Origin of the sequence: Parasphingorhabdus flavimaris (assembly GCF_013371215.1) — a bacterium.
GTDB lineage: Bacteria > Pseudomonadota > Alphaproteobacteria > Sphingomonadales > Sphingomonadaceae > Parasphingorhabdus > Parasphingorhabdus flavimaris.
Genome location: NZ_JABWMH010000003.1, coordinates 548,266 through 566,461, shown reverse-complemented (window position 1 = coordinate 566,461; position 18,196 = coordinate 548,266). Strand labels below are relative to the sequence as shown.

General features: G+C 59.2%; 18 protein-coding genes and 1 tRNA gene. 8 read left to right on the top strand and 11 right to left on the bottom strand.

What is annotated here, in order from left to right:
* Nucleotides 1-87 precede the first annotated feature (87 nt).
* The 4 genes from HUO14_RS11620 to HUO14_RS11605 form a co-directional block, all read right to left on the bottom strand.
* Nucleotides 88-1,398, bottom strand: a complete 1,311-nt coding sequence (locus HUO14_RS11620) for a PepSY-associated TM helix domain-containing protein (RefSeq protein WP_176279985.1) — start codon at nucleotides 1,396-1,398, stop codon at nucleotides 88-90.
* Complete coding sequence (locus HUO14_RS11615; RefSeq protein WP_176279984.1) at nucleotides 1,395-1,973, bottom strand: hypothetical protein; 579 nt, start codon at nucleotides 1,971-1,973, stop codon at nucleotides 1,395-1,397. Before HUO14_RS11615 ends, HUO14_RS11620 begins: the two co-directional genes overlap by 4 nt.
* The gene (locus HUO14_RS11610; protein WP_176279983.1) at nucleotides 1,973-4,060 is read right to left on the bottom strand and encodes a TonB-dependent siderophore receptor; all 2,088 of its coding nucleotides are present in this window, start codon (nucleotides 4,058-4,060) and stop codon (nucleotides 1,973-1,975) included. The genes HUO14_RS11615 and HUO14_RS11610 overlap by 1 nt, the downstream gene beginning before the upstream one ends.
* Nucleotides 4,061-4,794: 734 nt before the next feature.
* Nucleotides 4,795-4,869 (bottom strand) — tRNA-Gly (locus tag HUO14_RS11605).
* A 222-nt stretch (nucleotides 4,870-5,091) separates the two neighbouring features.
* Between HUO14_RS11605 and HUO14_RS11600 the strand changes: the two genes are divergently transcribed.
* From HUO14_RS11600 to HUO14_RS11565, 8 genes are all read left to right on the top strand, one after another.
* A complete protein-coding gene (locus tag HUO14_RS11600) occupies nucleotides 5,092-6,000 on the top strand; it encodes a tetratricopeptide repeat protein (RefSeq protein ID WP_176279982.1) in 909 nt (302 codons plus the stop codon).
* Complete coding sequence (locus tag HUO14_RS11595; RefSeq protein ID WP_176279981.1) at nucleotides 5,997-6,617, top strand: LON peptidase substrate-binding domain-containing protein; 621 nt, start codon at nucleotides 5,997-5,999, stop codon at nucleotides 6,615-6,617. The genes HUO14_RS11600 and HUO14_RS11595 overlap by 4 nt, the downstream gene beginning before the upstream one ends.
* A 20-nt stretch (nucleotides 6,618-6,637) precedes the next feature.
* The gene (locus tag HUO14_RS11590) at nucleotides 6,638-6,826 is read left to right on the top strand and encodes a Trm112 family protein (protein ID WP_176280204.1); all 189 of its coding nucleotides are present in this window, start codon (nucleotides 6,638-6,640) and stop codon (nucleotides 6,824-6,826) included.
* Between the two features lie 845 nt (nucleotides 6,827-7,671).
* The gene (locus tag HUO14_RS11585) at nucleotides 7,672-8,199 is read left to right on the top strand and encodes a helix-turn-helix transcriptional regulator (RefSeq protein ID WP_176279980.1); all 528 of its coding nucleotides are present in this window, start codon (nucleotides 7,672-7,674) and stop codon (nucleotides 8,197-8,199) included.
* A gap of 59 nt (nucleotides 8,200-8,258) precedes the next feature.
* Complete coding sequence (locus HUO14_RS11580) at nucleotides 8,259-8,627, top strand: hypothetical protein (protein ID WP_176279979.1); 369 nt, start codon at nucleotides 8,259-8,261, stop codon at nucleotides 8,625-8,627.
* 137 nt (nucleotides 8,628-8,764) lie between these two features.
* Nucleotides 8,765-9,154 carry a hypothetical protein gene (locus HUO14_RS11575; RefSeq protein ID WP_176279978.1) on the top strand — a complete coding sequence of 130 codons (390 nt, stop codon included), beginning with the start codon at nucleotides 8,765-8,767 and terminating at the stop codon, nucleotides 9,152-9,154.
* Between the two features lie 41 nt (nucleotides 9,155-9,195).
* Nucleotides 9,196-9,678 carry a JAB domain-containing protein gene (locus tag HUO14_RS11570; RefSeq protein ID WP_176279977.1) on the top strand — a complete coding sequence of 161 codons (483 nt, stop codon included), beginning with the start codon at nucleotides 9,196-9,198 and terminating at the stop codon, nucleotides 9,676-9,678.
* A gap of 62 nt (nucleotides 9,679-9,740) precedes the next feature.
* The gene (locus tag HUO14_RS11565; protein ID WP_176279976.1) at nucleotides 9,741-11,450 is read left to right on the top strand and encodes a tetratricopeptide repeat protein; all 1,710 of its coding nucleotides are present in this window, start codon (nucleotides 9,741-9,743) and stop codon (nucleotides 11,448-11,450) included.
* Nucleotides 11,451-11,465: 15 nt separating this feature from the next.
* Here HUO14_RS11565 and HUO14_RS11560 read toward each other — a convergent pair whose 3' ends face one another.
* From HUO14_RS11560 to mutS, 7 genes are all read right to left on the bottom strand, one after another.
* Nucleotides 11,466-12,083, bottom strand: a complete 618-nt coding sequence (locus HUO14_RS11560; protein ID WP_176279975.1) for a MarC family protein — start codon at nucleotides 12,081-12,083, stop codon at nucleotides 11,466-11,468.
* Nucleotides 12,080-12,802, bottom strand: a complete 723-nt coding sequence (locus HUO14_RS11555; protein ID WP_176279974.1) for a hypothetical protein — start codon at nucleotides 12,800-12,802, stop codon at nucleotides 12,080-12,082. The genes HUO14_RS11560 and HUO14_RS11555 overlap by 4 nt, the downstream gene beginning before the upstream one ends.
* Nucleotides 12,802-13,698 (bottom strand): bifunctional methylenetetrahydrofolate dehydrogenase/methenyltetrahydrofolate cyclohydrolase FolD, encoded by an 897-nt coding sequence (folD, locus tag HUO14_RS11550; protein WP_176279973.1) that lies wholly within the window; start codon nucleotides 13,696-13,698, stop codon nucleotides 12,802-12,804. The genes HUO14_RS11555 and folD overlap by 1 nt, the downstream gene beginning before the upstream one ends.
* Complete coding sequence (locus HUO14_RS11545; RefSeq protein WP_176279972.1) at nucleotides 13,695-13,991, bottom strand: YggT family protein; 297 nt, start codon at nucleotides 13,989-13,991, stop codon at nucleotides 13,695-13,697. Before HUO14_RS11545 ends, folD begins: the two co-directional genes overlap by 4 nt.
* Before the next feature lie 98 nt (nucleotides 13,992-14,089).
* Nucleotides 14,090-15,007 carry an acetylglutamate kinase gene (gene argB, locus HUO14_RS11540; protein ID WP_176279971.1) on the bottom strand — a complete coding sequence of 306 codons (918 nt, stop codon included), beginning with the start codon at nucleotides 15,005-15,007 and terminating at the stop codon, nucleotides 14,090-14,092.
* Nucleotides 15,008-15,050: 43 nt separating this feature from the next.
* Nucleotides 15,051-15,605 (bottom strand): peroxiredoxin, encoded by a 555-nt coding sequence (locus tag HUO14_RS11535; protein WP_176279970.1) that lies wholly within the window; start codon nucleotides 15,603-15,605, stop codon nucleotides 15,051-15,053.
* A gap of 4 nt (nucleotides 15,606-15,609) precedes the next feature.
* Nucleotides 15,610-18,189: a DNA mismatch repair protein MutS gene (gene mutS, locus HUO14_RS11530; protein ID WP_176280203.1), complete on the bottom strand. Its 2,580-nt coding sequence runs from the start codon at nucleotides 18,187-18,189 to the stop codon at nucleotides 15,610-15,612.
* Nucleotides 18,190-18,196: the final 7 nt, after the last annotated feature.

The following is an 18,196-nucleotide window of genomic DNA, read 5'->3' as shown; positions in this document are numbered from 1 at the left end:
GCAGTCATGCAGTCATCTCATTCCGCATCGGCATACAGTTCCCGGCTTTGACGAGATAAATTTAATCCAGTCTCTGAAAATTTGAAGCTAGACGGTCGGGCTCGAAGCGGCGATCCGCGTGACAGAGTTTCGCCTCATGACCTCCGCTCCGCCAGCAACGGCGACTGCCAGGACGATCCAGAATGTAATCGCAAAGGGAAAGTCATTGCCCATGACGAGCCGTGCGGACAGCGTGATAGCCAGCGCCAGCGGCGTGCCTATGATGACCCCGTGCCAGGCACCGCGGAGCCCCGGTTCCTCAATTCCTCTGCGTCGGCGCTTGCCGAGCCAGATATAAGTGCCGGTGGCGCAAATGGCGGTAAGCGCGACCCCGAACAGGAGATAGGCAAGCTTTACCGCAAGACCGCCGAACGTACCGAAATGGAGTTGATAGGTGGAGGCTGCTGCCTGCTGTCCCCATTCACCGTCCGCGAGACCCGCCACATGCGTGAAACCGCCGTCGGCGTTGAACCCATAATATTCGCCAAAAATGAGCCTCTGGTCATGTTCGCCGACAATCTGGACATGCTGTCCCATGGTCAGCGGATCGTGGAGAATCGCGTAGGTCGGACGCACAGCGGGATATTCGCGGGCCATATGCGCAAGCACAGCGGCGACATCGGGCACCGCTGCCGGCCGGGGATCAGCCTCGCCTTCCTCGCCGAAGATCGGTCCGTAGACCGCCTCGACGTCGCCGTCATAGTCATCGGCGGCAATGCCATAAGCGGTAATGGTGGCCAGCCCGATCAGCGCGCCGGTCAGCGCGATCGCCACGGAAAAGGGCAAGGTCCAGACGCTCAGGCGATTGTGCCAGTCGGCGAGCCCGACGCCATTGTCATTCCGGGCGCGCAGGCGAAACGCATCACGGAAGATGCGCGGATGGGCGACCACGCCGCTTACCGCGAGCGCCAGCATCATCACTCCGAGTATGCCGACGATCGTGATCCCGACGAGAGTCGGCAGATTGAGCGTATAATGCAGCTTCACGAGAAAATCCGACCAGGCGATCTGTTCCGGCCCGGCGATCGAGCCGTCCTGCGCCAGATGGACAGCCTGCGTATCGGTGGTGACTGTAGTGCGCGGCAACTCGCTGTCGGGAAGATGGACATAAAGATGGGTTGTGCTCGGCTGGCCTGCTTCGCTGGCAAGAACCGCCTCGACGCCGCGTTGCACGGCTTCGGGCGCAATCGAGGCCATTTCGGGCGCGTTCGGTTGCTCGACGCGCTGCAATTCCTGATAGAAGACCGCGACCGTGCCGGTCAGTGAAACGATGTAGAGCAATGCGCCCGCAACGAGGCCGATGGCCGCATGGGCGGACAGGGCCTTCTTGACCGTCGCCGGTTCGATGATCGCGTTCATAGCGGGCTTCCTGTAATGAATGCCGGAATGGCGGCAGCGACCGGAACGGCAAGGATTGCCAGCTGGCATTTGCGGCTGTCGCTCATCAGGATGAGGAACGCCAGAATCGTCCAGCCGAGCGGTGCCGCAAAAAGCGCCAGCACATTGGCATTTGCGTCGCTGGCGTCCGCAATCAGCGCAATCCAGCGGGTGGCGATTGCGAGAGCGACGGACGAGACCATAGCGGCGAGCGCAACGAGAAAAAATGTTATGAAGCGGCTGCCGAGTCGCAGCGGTTCGCCTGATTCCGGGAGCATTCCTGCCCGGCGATTGGATGGCTTACGCCTGGCTGGTGGCGACTTCCATGCCGCGAAGGCGAGGATGAAGAAGGCGGCCATGGTCATCCATAGCAACATGACGGTCACACCCCATGCTCCGGCGAAAGACCATCCCGCGGCAATTGATACTGCGATCAGGAACCAGCCTGCGGTGTTAAGAGGCCGCGAGCGCAGCGGTCTCGCCCAGGAAAAGCGCAAAACCAAAACCGCCGCAATGGCGCACGCCGAACCGGTCAGGAAGAGGAGCTCACCGATCATCAGAAACGGTAGCTGACGGTGCCCATGACATTGCGTTCGCTGCCCATGAAGCAATCACCACGAGCCAGACAGGCCGAATAATAGCGCTTGTCGAACAAGTTGGTGGCGTTGAGCGCGAAACTCCAGTTCTCATAGGTCACTTCAGCCAGCATATCGACCAGAGTGAAGGACGGTGTCAGCACGCCATCGGGGAAGGCCGGCCCGAAGGACCGCTGCTTGCCGACATGGCGCACACCGCCGCCGAGCAGCAGGCTGGTATCATTGCCCAGCGCAAAGCCCTTGGTTGTCCAAAGCGAGGCGTTGAATTTCGGCACATTGTCGAGCTGCTGCCCGGTGCCCTCCACCTCGGCCTGATTATAGCTGGCGTTGGCGATCACGGCAAATTCGCCCGGCAGCGAGACATTGCCCTCAAACTCGATGCCTTTTGAAGTCATCGAACCGATCTGGATCTGGTCGAACGGGTCGGTGGTGCTGTCGTCCGAAACCGGCCGGTTGCTTTCCCTGATATGATAGCCGGTAACAGTCATCAGAATATTGTCGGCCGGGTGGATCTTGACTCCCGCCTCGAACTGGCGACCCGCCTTCGGGATGAAGGCGCTGCCGTCACTGGCGGTTCCGGCGATCGGTTCGAAACTCTCGGTATAGCTGAAGAAGGGCGAGACGCCTTCAACGATTTCGGCAATGACGCCGGCGCGGAAGGTCGTGGCCGCATCTTCGCGGGTCGCGCCGCCCATGCTCTGCGCGCTCGTCCAGTCGCGGCGCGCGCCGAGCACGATCGAGACGCGGTCAAAGAAGCGCATCTGGTTCTGCACATATATGCCAAGCTGGTCCTGATCGACATCTTCGGAGACATAGGTCGGTGTCGGCAGGCCGCCGCCATAATCGGAAAGTGCATTATAATCGATATCGTAAATATCGATTGTCTCGAAGCCGAAACCGCCCGTCTTGTAGACCGAATTGAAGCTGAAATCGACACCGGCGAGCAACGTATGTTCGACATTAGATCCGGTGTTGAAGTTGAACTGGACATTATTGTCGGTCGAGAAAACTTCCATCCGCGCGATGCTGCCGTCGACATAGAGGCCGATTATCCGCTGGTCCGCGTCGAGATAGGGGTTGGTCGGATTGGAATAATTATTCGGATAATGGGTGAAATAGGTCAGATCGCTGTCGATATAGCGCGCCTTGAGGTTGAGCTTGGCGCTATCCCCGAAACGATGTTCAAACAGCGCGGTTCCCTGCAAAAGCCGACCGTCGTAACGGTCCCAGCCGGGCTTGCCGACAAACAGATCGTTCGGCAGCTGGCCATTCGGATTGGGCAGGATCGTCCCGACCAGCGGCAGGAATTGTGATGTCGAGCCGCTGTCATCTTCCTGATACAGGCCGATCAGCGTCAGATCCGTGTCGGGCGACGGTTTGAAACTAATCGATGGCGAGACCATTATCCGGTCGTCCGGCACATAGTCGGTTTGCGTGCCGGCGTCGCGGACACGGGCCACGACCCGGGCAGCGACCGTATCACCAAGCGGACCGGTAACGTCGACCAGTGCTTCCTTGCGATCGAACGAGCCATAGCGCAGCGAGACTTCCCCGCTCGCCTCGAACTCGGGCCGCTTGGAAACCAGATTGACGATCCCGCCGAGCGCGCCCTGGCCGAACAGAACCGAGGCCGGGCCACGAACCAGCTCTACCTGGTCGAAATTATAGGGATCGGCGCGGATACTGGCGTAAAAACTGTATATATCGCGCATGCCGTCGCGGAACTGCAGCGCGTTGATGCCGCGGACGAAGGCGCCGTCGACCCGGCTGTCAGGGCCATAGGGGTTGGCCGTCACACCCGACACGTAATTCAGCGTATCGCCGATGCTGACCGCGCCCTGGGCGAGAAAGAGCTCGTCGTCGATTACCGTGATCGGTTGCGGGGTTTCGATAATCGGCGTGTCGGTCTTGGTCGCGGTGCTACCTTCCTCCAGCGCACCGGTGACAACGATGGTGCGTTGCTCTGCATCCCCCGCCGCGCTCTCGGCCCAGGCCGGCAAAGAGGACAGCGCACTCGCGCAAAGCATGACAGTTTTCAGAAGTCGCATCAATTTCCCTCACATCCCAATCTTGCGCTTTCTACTAATGCGACTCATTATCATTTGCAATAGATATATTGGTTTGAGTGTTCCTCTCTGGTCCGACGCTATTTGCGGCCAAGGACCGAGGGGTCCGGGTCCGATCCGGCAACGGGCGGGAATTCGGCAACAGCCGGCTAAGCCCATGAGCCGTTTGAACGGCAGCTATGATGATTTCTCTGCGCGAGTGAAGTCGGTCCGCTGAGGGCCTAATTCTAGCCATTACAATCGAATGACCGCTTTCCACCCGTTTCGGTCATTTCCGCAGTGAATAGCTAACGTCCGCTATCGAGACAAAACCGCCATTACGCCGGTGTCGGCTCCGGAACGCGTTAACTTATCTTTGTCATCAAGGAATAGATGCAGAATTGCGTCGGTGGAAAACTCTATAGATGTGGGTGGATGTAGAAAGGGGGGCAACCAACCCTCCCTCGCGACCGGGAGTTTTCTGGGTAAACATCTGCCGCATTGTCATTTTTCGAAATGGGAAACTCGCAGGATTATGGTGCTGTGGGATATTGGGGTGTTCCACCCTCCCTTGCGGTCGGGAGTTTTTCGGATGACAATCCGCCGGATTGCCATTGCTTCGGGGTGGGAAACTCGCGGGGGGATGGTACTGAGGGATATTGGGGTGTTCCACCCTCCCTTGCGGTCGGGAGTTTTTCGGATGACAATCCGCCGGATTGTCATTTTTTCCGAAAAACTGGAGCGGGCGAAGAGATTCGAACTCTCGACCCCAACCTTGGCAAGGTTGTGCTCTACCCCTGAGCTACGCCCGCTCGGCGTTGCTGCGACACTTGGGTAATCACTTGGTCAGCAGCAGTTGAGGCGCGCGGTTAGCATGGGTTTTTCGACCCCGCAAGCCCCAATCAACCTCTTGTTGCCCGCAAATGCAAAAATATCCTTGGCATTGACGGGCCGCTCCCCACATAAAGCCCATAAGTTAAACGATTTGGGCGCGGAATATGGCTTCGGCCGCTGCGCCATAACAGGAGCATGATGTGGCAACAGCAGGACTGACAGTCGAAGAACAGAAATCGGTCGAGGCCTTTCAACAGGCGGTGGTCGCACCCAGTATGGACAAGCTGGTCATCCTCGATTTCTGGGCAGAATGGTGCGGGCCGTGCAAGGCGCTGACGCCGGTGCTGGAGAAAGTCGCGGCGCAATATGCCGACCGCGGCGTTATATTGGCCAAGCTCAATGTCGACGAAGATAAATTTATCGCGGCGCAATTTCAGGTGCAGTCGATTCCCACCGTCTATGCCATATTTCAGGGCAAGCCGGTGGCCGACCTGACCAGCGCCCGGACGGAAAGCCAGTTGTCGGCCATGCTCGACCAGCTGCTCGAGAAGCTGCCCGTGGGCGGCGATGCAGCGCCGCAGCAGGATGTCGCGCCGCTGCTCGCGATGGGCGAAGGAATATTGGCGGAAGGCGATTCGGAACGGGCCGCCGGCATTTTCGGGCAGATTGCCGAGATGGACCCCGACAATGCGCTGGCGGTTGGCGGACTGATTCGGGCGATGATCGCAGCCGGCCATCTCGACCAGGCGGAAACCGCCCTCGGCTCGTTGCCGGAAGAAATGCGCAGCGACCCGGCGATCGAACGCGCCCAGACGACTTTGCAGCTGGCCAAGGACAAGCCCGATTCGGCAGCGCTTGCCGAGCTCGAAGCGGCGGTTGCAGCCGACGGGAAAAACCATCAGGCCCGATTCGACCTTGCCAGTGCGCTGATCGCCAACGGCGACCACGACGGAGCAGCCGAGCATCTGCTGTCGATCATCGCTGCCGACAAGGACTGGAACGACGGCGCGGCACGGCAGAAACTGCTCTCGCTGTTCGAAATGGTCGGTCTCGAGGACGAGTGGGTTTCGGCCACCCGCCGCAAACTCAGCGCCGTGCTGTTCGGATGACCGAAACAAAACGACTTTCAATCTTCCCGCTGGCCGGAGCGTTGCTGTTTCCCGGCATGCACCTTCCGTTGCACGTGTTCGAAGAGCGTTACCGGGCACTGATCAACGACGCGATGGCGCGTGACCGGCAGATCGGGATGATCCAGCCCAAGGAAGCGGGAAGTCACCCTGCCCTGTTCGACGTCGGCTGCCTCGGCAAGATCATCGACATCGAGGCGCTGGACGACGGCCGCTTCAACGTCGTGCTGGAGGGCGTCGCCCGGTTCCGGGTTATCGAGGAAATCGACGCCTCCACCGCTTTTCGGCAGGTTCGCGCCGAAATCGAGGAAGACCGTGAGCAGGATGAAGTGCTGGCCAGCGCCGAGCGCGCTGCGCTGGAGATCGAATCCCGAAAATTTGCCGAATTGCAGGGCTATCAGGTCGACTGGGACAGTATCGGACGGCTTGACGACACAGCCTTTGTCAACGGCATTGCCCAGATCGCGCCCTTCGATGCGGCATCGAAACAGGCCTTGCTCGAAGTCGACGGCCTGGCCAACCGCGCCGAACTGATCATCCAGTTGCTGCAGTTTTTCGGCCGGCAGGACGGTGACGACGATCGGGTCACGTTGCAGTGAAAGACAACGCAGCAGATGATCTGCCGGGCGGACAGGAAAACAAGACAATTGATCCCGAATTGCTGGCGATACTGGTTTGCCCGGCAAGCCGGGGACCCCTTGTCCATGATTCGCAAGCCCGGGAACTGATCAGCGAAAAGGCAGGGCTCGCCTACCCGATACGCGACGGCATTCCGGTGATGCTGGTCGAAGAGGCGCGCAGGCTATAGATATTGCTTCGGGGGCGGCGGGAATATTGTCGCGCCGGGCACCGATCGCGAGGACGATTTAGGAAATTACAGCGAAATCGCCAGCGTGACGGCGGCAATCAGAGATCCCCAGGTCACAAGATTGCCAAGCAGGAGTTCCTTGTCCCTCCGGTTCCGGGCTTTCTTTCCTAATTTCATCTCAAATCATTCCATCTGCATTTTGGCCATCCCGGTTGGCCCGAGACCCATATTCCTGTCGCCAACTGCGGTTTTCAGGCACGCTGAAATATCCGAGAACAAAGTTTTGGCAGAGGACGAACTTGCCCTGTCGGTTGAAATCGTGTCCGGGTCGATCCGCTCTGGGAGAGAGCGAACCGACCCGGATTTGATTGTCTAAAGAAGCGACAGGCTATCAATCGCTTCATCTAGGGTTAGCTCGGGAATTTTATCCGACAGCAGAACATTGACCAGAATATTCCGTGTCTTACGACAACGAATGTTTAACAATGTTGACCTGAATCCAGGGGGACCGGAACCATGATGTCGCCATTCCGAACGAACGTTGCCTCGCTATTCTCGAACGAACTAGACGGGTTATGGGCCGGTCGCGCACAGTTCTCGAGTTTCAACCCGTGTCACCTACCCCTAGAGGGGTTACAAGTTAATGTTACAACTATTTACATCTTGGATTTCCGTCAAAAATGACTTGCTTTCCGGCATTTTTGTTAACCTTTTGTAGCGGTAACATTCGATTTAACGCTGGTAAACGAGGGTAAAATGCTCCTTGAAAGCAGAGCACGCACAGAATCAGACATTTCCGGTCGATCTTTTTTGCCAAACGGAGCCACCTCATTTATGATCCAGTTATGACCAGAGTGGCTTGTGATGATCTCAACGACAATGAAAAGGCGGCCCTCCACCTGCTTTTGCAGGGTCATGATGCCAAAACCGCGGCCCAGACAATCGGTGTGACGCCGAATATCATCAACGAACGGTTGCGGTCGGCAAGACAGAAACTGCAGGTTACCAGCAGCAAGGCGGCGGCGCGAATGCTGGCTGACCACGAGGGGATCGCTCCCAAATTTATTGTGCCCAAGGATATTGGCATTGTCCAAAAGCCCAAATCCGACGCAATTTACCCCCTGCCTGGACATCAGGCAGCGTCACCGGACCGGGACAGGGTCAGGGAAATGCAGACGACTTATCAGTCTTATGCCACTTCCTCGAACCCGCTCCTGTCGGTGCCGTTCCGCAGGCAGGGAGAAACGGGTAATGATCTAAGCAAAGGGGCACGAATTTGGGCGATCGCCGACCTTTCGGTCAAGCTCGCCTTTGCATTCGCCTTTGTCTGTCTTGCAGCGATGCTCGTGAGCCGGTTGATCAACCCCAACTAATCTCTGTAATTATTGACCAAATAGTCGTCGCCGGTGTCGTCCGGCGTCTGGAGACACTCATGTTGAATCAACGTATCGAAGCCGCCCGCCCCATTGCCAAAAAAATCAATGAAGTCGAAAAATCCCTCAATCTCACGATGATCCAGATGGGTGAACTGATGAGCAGCATTGCTGCCGCGCGTATGGCACCGGGCACGCGTTTTTCCCTGACCGCCGGCATGGATGCTTCGGAGAAACTGATCGCCGCAGCAGCCAGAACCGCCCGCAGTTATCGCGAAGTCGTAGAAGCCCACGGCCACCTGGTCGAAGACCGGGATGATGCCGGATTGCGGACGATTGGTCTTGGTGATGTGGGCAAATGCCCGCCAAACCAGGCTAGCGCTGCAGATGAGAAATTGAGCCCTCTCCGGGTAGTAGAAAGCGCTTAGCGCATTAGGCAACGCTTGACCGGACCGCACTTATTTGGTCCGGTCAACCTATGCTGCCTATAGAATTGTTCTTCTCGCTCATGATGGTTGTTTGCTCCTATTCGGCTATCAAAGGAGGCCCGCCCGAAAGATGGGCTGTGGTGATTTTCATTATCGGTGTCGGGACGACCTTCATTGTAACACCGTTGTCAGCCGACAGGTATGCGCAACTGGAATTTGGCATTTTGGTCACTGATATGGCGATTTTGTTCGCATTCATGATGCTGGCGCTTAGCGCCGAAAGGTATTGGACTATATGGATATGCGCCATGCAGGTGATACAGGTTCTGTCCCATATCCCCAAAATGATAATCCCCGAACTGCTTCCCCAAGCCTATTATGTAGTAATAGCGTTCTGGGCCTATCCCATGCTGCTGACATTGGCGATCGGCACCTACCGCCATCAGCAACGCCTGCGGCAATTCGGGGTCGACAGATCCTGGAGCGACTTTTCATCCTCTCGAGAATCGATGATGCACCAGCGGTAGCCGCGGGCCTGATCAACGAATTCGGTTCCATCGGGGCCATATTGAACGCCGATTCGCGGTCGAACGAACAGGATCCCGCTCGGGCTATCCTGTCTTTGGTCCGCGAGGCGATGCTTGTCTCGTCGCGCGAACAGATGCTGGATCGCATCTGCCTGTCCAAGGCGACCGACGTGATCGAATATCTGGTCATTGCCATGGCACGTTTGCCGGTAGAAGAGGTGCGCGTGTTGTTTCTAGACAGCAAGAACCGACTGATCAGCGATGAAGTTGTCAGCAGGGGCACAATTTCATCGGCCCCCATCTACCCGCGGGAAATATTGAAGCGGTCCCTGGTGCTGGACGCCAGTGCCCTAATCATCGCCCACAACCATCCGTCGGGTGATCCACAGCCGAGCGAGGTTGACATAGAGGCCACCGAAAGGCTGGTGAAAGCAGCCAAAGAGCTGGACCTGACCATCCACGACCACATAATTGTCGGTTGTGAAGGCTGGGTCAGCCTTCGCGATTGGGCAGAATTCGAATGATGATTCTACTTGCCAATTCCCCCTAATTTACCTCAAGTTACATGAGGAAAGGACTTCAGGCTATGTCATCGGCGATATCGGACGGACAGAGAGCAGAGATGCTGCGGGCAGAAGCCAACACGCTTCTGCATTCGCCGGACTTTGTCCGGTCTCCGGTCATGTCTCAGCTTTTGAAATATCTGGTCGAAGAAGCGATCACCAACCCCGACAACCCTCCGAAAGCCTATCAGGTTGCGGTTGACGGACTGGGCCGGTCCGAGGATTTTGATGTCCAGGCCGACAGCTACCCGCGCGTCCAGGTCGGACGGCTGCGGAAGATGCTGGCGGCCCATTATGCCGCAGCGGATAGCCCGGAAAGGCTGCGCATCCCGATCGGCCACTATACCGTCGAAATCCACATGGATGATGACAATATAGACCAGCAACCCGACATCCCGGACGGGGAGACAGACGCGCCCGCCCTTGCCTCTCCTGCGGCAGCCGGGGGAGACCGGTGGTTTCACAAGAAAAAGATGATCCTTGGTCTGGCGGCGATCCTCCTGATCGCAGTGATGGCGTTCGCGTGGTCGACGGGTCTCTTCGACGACGACCTTCCGGACGAGAAAACCATGTCCGATTATTATATCCTGCCACCGAAAATCTATTTTACAGCCGCAAATGACGAGCTTCCCGCGAACGAACCGGGCAGAGAGGCTGAAATCCGGCTGTTCATGGAACATGCCCTTGCCAATTCCTCGCAAGTGCGTCTGGGAGCAGAAGACATATCCGACAGCAGTTCCGAACCCTATCGAAACGCCTATCGGTTCGATATCCAGTGGGTCCCTGGCCAGAATGGCCCGGAGGTCATATTTTCCCTAACCTCGCTAGCACGAAACGAAGTGATCTGGTCAGCGACGATTGCGGCTCCGGAGTCCGCGGCAAATTATCCTGACGAACTGGGCCCGATCGCCAGCCGCATTGCGAGCGTATATGGTGTCATAGCTACCGACCAGCGCAAGCATCTGCCCGACGATGCGATGATGGGACATGCATGTCTTCTGCGGTTCGAAAGCTATCGCGCCGACCGTGACCCCGAACTGTTACCCGTGGTCGAATCCTGCCTGGAACAATCGCTGGCCGCCGATCCGCTGGACAGCCGGATTCTTGCAGCAGCCTCCTTCGTCGCCTTTTTGCGGGAAGACGAAACCGGACGGACGCCCGATCCGGAAGCGGGAATGCGTTTTGCGCGTGAGGCCATGGTGCGGGGCCGGGAAGAGGCGTCCGCGAACTTCGCTCTTGCCAGAGCCAGCTTTTTCAGTCGCAACTGTGCCCGCGGCAAGGAATTTGCCGAAAAAGCAATTGAACTCGATCCGTATGAAGCCACCATGCATGCGGAAACCGGCGCGTTTCTTTTTGCCTGCAGCGATCCGTCCGCAATCCAATATCTGCGCCGTGCGATTGCCCTCGACCCGCGGGGCTCGATTCTGGCCGAAACGGCATTGGTGTTCACCTTGCTGGCCGAGGGCAAGGACAAGGAAGCGCTGGAATTTGCGGAGAGCATCATGCCTTCCAGCAACAGTGTCGGGCCATATTATGACGTTGCGATGGCCATGGTCTATGCCAAAAACGGCCGGATCGAGGATTCCCGGGCAGCGTGGGACCGACTGGTTGCGGCTTATGGCAGCAAGACAGAGGAAAGCCCGCGAGAATTTCTGGACCGCCTGATTCTCAATCCGTCGCTGGCCAATCGGGCCTTCCTGCTGCTGTCCATCACCGGTGTGATCACCGAGTGAACGCGAAACCCTGAATCAGAAGCTGGCGATCAGGCCGTCGACCACAAACTGCACGGCAAGCGCGCCCAGCAGCACACCCAGAACCCGGGTGATCACCGCTTCGACCTTGTTCCCCAGGATCCGCATCAGCGGTCCGGCGGCGATCAGTCCGGCGAGCGTGAGCAGCAGCACCGCGCCGAGCGCGCCAAGAATGACCATGGCATTGTCGATACCGTCATTCTGCGACGTCAGGAGCATGACCGCGGCAATCGACCCCGGTCCGGCGATCATCGGCATCGCCATCGGAAAGATCGAGACATCCTCTATCTCGGGCTGCTCGATAATCTCCTGCGCCCTGTCTTCGCGCCGTTCGGTGCGTTTTTCGAACACCATTTCCAGCGCGATCAGGAACAGCATGATACCACCGGCAATCCGGAAACTGTCGAGGCTGATACCCAGCGCGCCGAGCATCTGTTCGCCGAACAGTGCGAAAACCAGCAAAATGATGGCGGCGACGAATATCGCCCGGATGGCCATGATCCGGCGATCGCGCGGTGGCACGCTGCTGGTCAGGCTGGCATAGATTGGAGCGCAGCCGGGCGGGTCGATCACCACGAAAAAGGTGATGAAGGAAGAGATGAAGAGCTCGATCACTGCGGTTGGTCTTCCTTTAGGGCATGTTCGACAGCCTGCATTCTATTGCCGTCCCATGCCCGCACGGTGATCGAAGGATTCTTGCCGGAATATTGCACGGCATCCCAGACCAGAGTGCCGTCGGGCGATTTTCCAACCCGCCTGTCCGCTGGCTTTTGCGCACCGGCCTCCCCGGTTTGCTCGGGCGTTTTACCGGTGCAGGAAGCAACTTCCGTCTCGATGAAATCGGGAGCGGGCAATGGTTCATCCAGCGGCGTACCGTGATCAAATACCCACTTCCACTCCTGATCCTTGCCGCGATGGCGTTCGTCAAAATTCTCCAGCCGCCAGATGGTGACGAAGGAGCCGGTGCTGCCATTGGCGGCCTGCCAGGCGCCCGTCGACACGGCGAGACTGCCGTCGCAGGACATGGATATTCTGTGCGGCTGCCATTCGACCGCCGATTGGGGGTCAGCCTTGCCGTTCAACCATTGCTTTGCTTCGGTGATAGCCGGCACGAACATGATCGCATCATCCGCCGCCGTTTCGCGGAAAGCGGTCCATTGTCCCTTTTCCTGCGCCAGCCGGGCAAAGGACAGTTCCGCCTTTACCACGGCGCTGGGATTGGCGACCGGTTTGCCGGCAGCACGGTTATAGCGTTCGCGGTCGTTCATACGCCCGCCGCCGCTGGCACAGCCTGCCAGGATCAGCGTGATTCCGATTGCGGCAAACAGGCGCATTACAGATTCTCCGGTTTCTCCAGCCCGGCGCGTGCGGATGCAGCGACCAGGGTATTGCGCAATAGCACCGCAATGGTCATCGGGCCAACCCCTCCTGGCACCGGGGTGATCGCACGGACATGATCCATGGCTTCAGCGGTGGCGACATCGCCGACCAGACGTCCCTTGCTCTCGCCCGGCGCGGCTTCCAGCCGGTTGATACCGACGTCGATCACGACGGCACCGGGTTTCAGCCAGTCACCCTTGACCATCTCGGCGCGGCCAACCGCAGCCACGACAATATCGGCGCGGCGGACGACATCGGGAAGGTCCCGGGTCCGGCTGTGCGCCATGGTGACGGTGCAATTTTCGGCGAGCAGCAACTGCGCCATCGGTTTGCCGACCAGGATCGACCGGCCAACGACGACAGCGTCGAGGCCGGTCAGATCGCCCAATGTATCCTTAAGCAGCATCAGGCTGCCCAGCGGGGTGCAGGGAGTCAGCGCCTCTTCGCCATTGGCGAGACGTCCGGCGTTGATCACGTGGAGGCCGTCGACATCCTTGTCCGGATCGATCGCCATGACCACGGCTTTTTCGTCGAGGCCTTTTGGCAGTGGCAATTGAACGAGTATGCCGTCCACCGTCTCGTCGGCGTTGAGCCGATCGATCAAAGCATGCAGATCGTCCTGGGCTACATCGGCGGGGAGCCTATGTTCGAAACTTTCCATGCCGGCAGCGATGGTCGCCTTGTGCTTGGAGGCAACATAGACCTGGCTGGCCGGATCTTCGCCAACCAGAACCACGGCGAGACCGGGCGCACGACCGGCCTGCTTTTGAAAGGCAGGGACCGCTTCCCTGATCCGTTCGCGAAGACCGGCGGCGAAGGCCTTGCCGTCAATGATCCGCGCTGTGGTCAACTGAGCAGTGCTTGCGCCAGGGGAGGCAGGATTGCGTCCTGCAGGATGATGATGGCGATGATGACGACCATCGGGGTCAGGTCGATCGCTCCGAAATCCGGCATGATTTTGCGGATCGGCCGATAGATTGGCGCGGTCAGCGCGTCCAACGTCGTCCAGATCGCGTTGACGATATCATTTTGCAGGTTGATGACGTTGAACGCGAGCAGCCAGCTCATGATCGCCTGCACGATGATGACGGTAATCGCCACGTTGAGCAGGATTGCGATGATTTGAAGAATTGCGAATGCCATGGACGGACCCTTTATCGATAATCTGGCATAGCGGCTAGAGATTTGTCGCCGGTAACGCCAGTAATTTACTGTATCAACAATATAACACAGTCAGGCGATTATTCAACCGGATGAATATCGTCCTTTACCAGCGTACCCGCGCCCTTGCTGGTAAAGATTTCGAGCAGCATCGCATGGGGAATGCGGCCATCAAGGACGACGGCGGCATCGACGCCTTCCTGGACCGCCTTGACGCAGGTTTCCAGCTTCGGAATCATCCCGCCGGAAATCGTGCCTTCGTCGACCAGGGCCTGGATTTTCGCCGGATCAAGGTCGGTCAGCAATTCACCCTGCTTGTCGAGCACGCCGGGGACATCGGTCAGCAGGAACAGGCGCGCCGCGCGCAGGGCCGAGGCGACAGCACCGGCCATGGTGTCCGCGTTGATATTATAGGTCGCACCATCGTCACCCACTCCGATCGGCGCGATGACCGGGATCATCCCGGCTGCGGAAATCCGGTCGACGACGCTGCGATCAACCCGTTTTGGTTCGCCGACATAGCCGAGATCGATGATCCGTTCGATATTGCTATCCGGATCGCGATTGGTGCGACGCAGCTTGGTCGCTTTGACAAAGCCGCCATCCTTGCCGGAAATGCCGATGGCGCTACCGCCGGCCTGTCCGATCCAGCTGACCAGTTCCTTGTTGATCGCACCGGACAGCACCATTTCCGCGATTTCCGCGGTTTCCTTGGTCGTGACCCGCAGACCGTCGACAAATTCGCTCTCGACACCGACCCGCGCCAGCATCGCGCCGATTTGTGGGCCGCCGCCGTGCACGACAACCGGATTGATCCCGACCGCTTTGAGCAGGACGATATCCTCGGCAAAATTGCGCGCCAGTCTGGCGTCGCCCATCGCGTGGCCGCCATATTTGACGACAAAGGTCTTGCCGGCATAGCGCTGCATGTAGGGCAATGCGTCTGTGAGTGTTTCCGCCTTGGCAAGCATGGCTGGATCTGGTGCGTGATCGGTCATGAGCGTCTTTCTGTCTAGCCGCGCGGCAAATGCAAGTATTTAATCAGCTTTTGGAGAGGGCTTTCACTTTTGCCAGCGTGCCGGTGACATGGCCCTGCGGCTTTGTGGCGCTGTGAACGAAGGCGATCCTGCCTTCGCGGTCGATCACATAGCTGGTCCGGTTGGTCATCGCGAGCCCCGGTGACATGCGGACCTGATAGGATTCGATAATCTCGTCATCGGCGCGGGCGACGGCGAATTTGTCGCGACACTCGGAAACCGAGAATTTCTTCAGCCCCTCGATATCATCACCCGACATGCCGATCACGGTCGCGCCTGCGGCATTGAATTCCGCCGTAGCATCGGCGAACATATTGGCTTCGATCGTGCAGCCTTCGGTAAACACCTTGGGAAAGAAATAGAGCACGACCGGACCGTCCTTGAGCTTGTCGGCCAGCGAGAACTGGAATTCCTTGCCGGCCAGCGCGCCGATAGTGGTGAAATCGGGCGCGGTGGTGCCGATTTCCAACGGTTCGCTGTTGTTGCTGCGGGCATGATAGACGTAGGTGCCACCCGCGGCGATGGCCACTGTCATCAGGATCACGATCCATTTTTTCATCTTGTCATTCCTGTTCCAGTTGCGCTTTCAGCGCATAGAGCTGATCCAGCGCTTCCCGCGGGGACAGGGCGTCGACGTCAATCGCACCCAGCGCGTCCCGCAGGCCATCCGATTTTTCCTCGACATCCGCAAGGGTGGCCGCAAAAAGCGGCAGATCGCCGAGACCGGCCGCGAGCCCGCCGGTTTCGGCCTTTCCGGCCTCGAGCTTGTCGAGCACCGATTTGGCGCGATTGAGCACCGGCTTGGGGATGCCTGCCAGTTTCGCGACCGCCAGACCATAGCTGCGATCCGCCGGACCTTTGGCCAGTTCGTGGAGCAGGACCAGATCGCCCTTCCATTCGCGGGCGCGGACATGATGGAGCGACAGCGCGTCGAGCCGGTCGGCCAGCCGGGTCAGTTCGTGATAATGGGTCGCGAACAGGCAGCGGCAGCGGTTGGTTTCGTGCACCGCCTCGACCACCGCCCATGCCAGCGCCAGACCATCATAGGTCGAGGTCCCCCTGCCCACTTCGTCGAGAATGACGAAACTCTGCTCGGTCGCCTGTGACAGGATCGCGGCGGTCTCGACCATCTCGACCATGAAGGTCGAACGGCCCTGTGCCAGATTGTCGGACGCGCCGACGCGGCTGAACAGGCGGTCGACCAGGCTGAGCCTCGCGGAAGACGCCGGTACGAAACCGCCGGCCTGGGCCAGGATCACGATCAAAGCATTTTGCCGCAGGAAGGTCGATTTACCGCCCATATTGGGGCCGGAGACCAGCCACAGCCGCTCGTCCTGGGCGAGGCAGCAATCGTTGGCGACAAACGGATCGCCCTTGGCCGACAGCGCGGCTTCCACCACCGGATGACGTCCGGCCTGTATATCCAGAACGTTGCCGTCGACAAATTCGGGGCGGCTCCACTGGCCTTCGGCGGCGCGTTCAGCTAGCGCCGCGGAAACATCGATCCGAGCAAGCGCATCGGCGCTCTCGCCAATCTCGTGCTTGCGGGCCAGAACCTTTTCGACCAGCTCTTCAAAATGCGCGGCCTCGGCGGCCAGCGCATGGGCACCGGCCTGCGATACCCGCACGGCTTCTTCGTGCAGGTCGGTCGAATTGAACCGCACCACCCCGGCGAGCGTCTGGCGATGGGTGAAGCCGGAATTCTCCGCCATCAGGCCATCGCCATGCCGGGCGGGCACTTCGATGAAATAGCCGAGCACGGCATTATGCTTGATCTTGAGCGTGTTGATCCCGGTCGTTTCGCGGTAGCGCGCTTCGAGTATCGCGATTGACTTGCGGCCATCGGAACCGGCGCTGCGCAGTTCGTCGAGCGCCGGATCGAAACCCTGGGCGATATAGCCGCCATTGGTCATATCGGTGGGCGGGGCATCGACCAGCGCACGGTCGAGCAGATCGACCAGTTCGCCATGACCATCGAGCGCGGGGAGAATTTGATCGAGCAGTTCCGGCAGACCGGCCACCAAAGTCAGCCGCTCGCGCAATATCCGTGCACCGGCCAGGCCATCGCGGATCTGGCCGAGGTCGCGCGGGCTGCCGCGCCCGACCGAGACCCGGCCCAGCGCCCGGCCAATATCGGGCAAGGCCTTGAGCTCGGTCCGCACATCATCGCGCACCGCCGAGCCGTCGTGGAACCACTGCACCAGCCCCAGCCGCTGGTTGATCTGCTTTTCATTGAACAAGGGCGCCGACAAGTCCCGCGCCAGCAAACGCGCGCCAGCCGGCGTGACCGTCCGGTCGATGGCGTGGAGCAGGCTGCCCTCGCGCGCTCCGGCCAGGGTCCGGTCAATCTCGAGACTGGCCCGCGTCGGACCGTCGATCGAGAGAAATTCCCGGGTCTCGCGCCTGCCCGGCGGATGGAGATAGGGCATATTGCCCTGCGAGACATGTTCGACATAGGCCAGCAGGCCACCGGCGGTCGCCAGTTCGGCCCGCGAAAATTCACCCATGCCGTCGAGCGTCGCGACACCGAAATGATCCTGGAGACGCCTTTCCGCGCCGACGCTGTCGAAATGCTCCTTGCCCCACTCGGTTGCCCGCAGCAGCCGTGGCATAAGTCCCGGCGAACAGATGATTTCCGACGGAGCCAGCCGCGCCAGTTCGGCGTCCAGAGCATCATCGGCTATCGTTGCCAGTTCGAAGCTACCGGTCGAGATGTCCGCCGATGCCAGCCCGATCTCGCCCTGCACCTGCGCCAGCGCGACCAGTATATTGTCGCTCCGCGCGTCGAGCAGATTATCCTCGGTCAGCGTCCCGGCGGTGACATAGCGGATGATGTCCCGCGCCACCAACGCCTTGTACCCGCCGCGCGCCTTTGCCTCGGCGGGCGTCTCTGTCTGCTCTGCAATCGCTACCTTGAAACCGGCGCGGATCAGCTTTGCCAGATAATTTTCCGCCGCGTGGACCGGAACCCCGCACATCGGGATCGAATCCCCGGCATTTTTTCCGCGCGATGTCAGAGCGATGTCGAGCGCCGCCGAAGCGAGCTTGGCATCATCGTAAAATAGTTCGAAAAAATCCCCCATGCGATAGAAAAGCAGGCAGTCACTCGCCTTTTCCTTGAGGGCGAAATATTGCTCCATCATCGGCGTG

What these genes read in the sequence shown, in the direction of transcription:
- HUO14_RS11615 (WP_176279984.1), bottom strand. Translation starts at nt 1,973, where the DNA reads ATGATCGGTGAGCTCCTCTTCCTGACCGGTTCGGCGTGCGCCATTGCG.
- mutS (WP_176280203.1), bottom strand. Translation starts at nt 18,189, where the DNA reads ATGATGGAGCAATATTTCGCCCTCAAGGAAAAGGCGAGTGACTGCCTG.
- HUO14_RS11580 (WP_176279979.1), top strand. Translation starts at nt 8,259, where the DNA reads ATGTTGAATCAACGTATCGAAGCCGCCCGCCCCATTGCCAAAAAAATC.
- argB (WP_176279971.1), bottom strand. Translation starts at nt 15,007, where the DNA reads ATGACCGATCACGCACCAGATCCAGCCATGCTTGCCAAGGCGGAAACA.
- HUO14_RS11545 (WP_176279972.1), bottom strand. Translation starts at nt 13,991, where the DNA reads ATGGCATTCGCAATTCTTCAAATCATCGCAATCCTGCTCAACGTGGCG.
- HUO14_RS11595 (WP_176279981.1), top strand. Translation starts at nt 5,997, where the DNA reads ATGACCGAAACAAAACGACTTTCAATCTTCCCGCTGGCCGGAGCGTTG.
- HUO14_RS11535 (WP_176279970.1), bottom strand. Translation starts at nt 15,605, where the DNA reads ATGAAAAAATGGATCGTGATCCTGATGACAGTGGCCATCGCCGCGGGT.
- HUO14_RS11585 (WP_176279980.1), top strand. Translation starts at nt 7,672, where the DNA reads ATGACCAGAGTGGCTTGTGATGATCTCAACGACAATGAAAAGGCGGCC.
- HUO14_RS11565 (WP_176279976.1), top strand. Translation starts at nt 9,741, where the DNA reads ATGTCATCGGCGATATCGGACGGACAGAGAGCAGAGATGCTGCGGGCA.
- HUO14_RS11555 (WP_176279974.1), bottom strand. Translation starts at nt 12,802, where the DNA reads ATGCGCCTGTTTGCCGCAATCGGAATCACGCTGATCCTGGCAGGCTGT.
- HUO14_RS11610 (WP_176279983.1), bottom strand. Translation starts at nt 4,060, where the DNA reads ATGCGACTTCTGAAAACTGTCATGCTTTGCGCGAGTGCGCTGTCCTCT.
- HUO14_RS11620 (WP_176279985.1), bottom strand. Translation starts at nt 1,398, where the DNA reads ATGAACGCGATCATCGAACCGGCGACGGTCAAGAAGGCCCTGTCCGCC.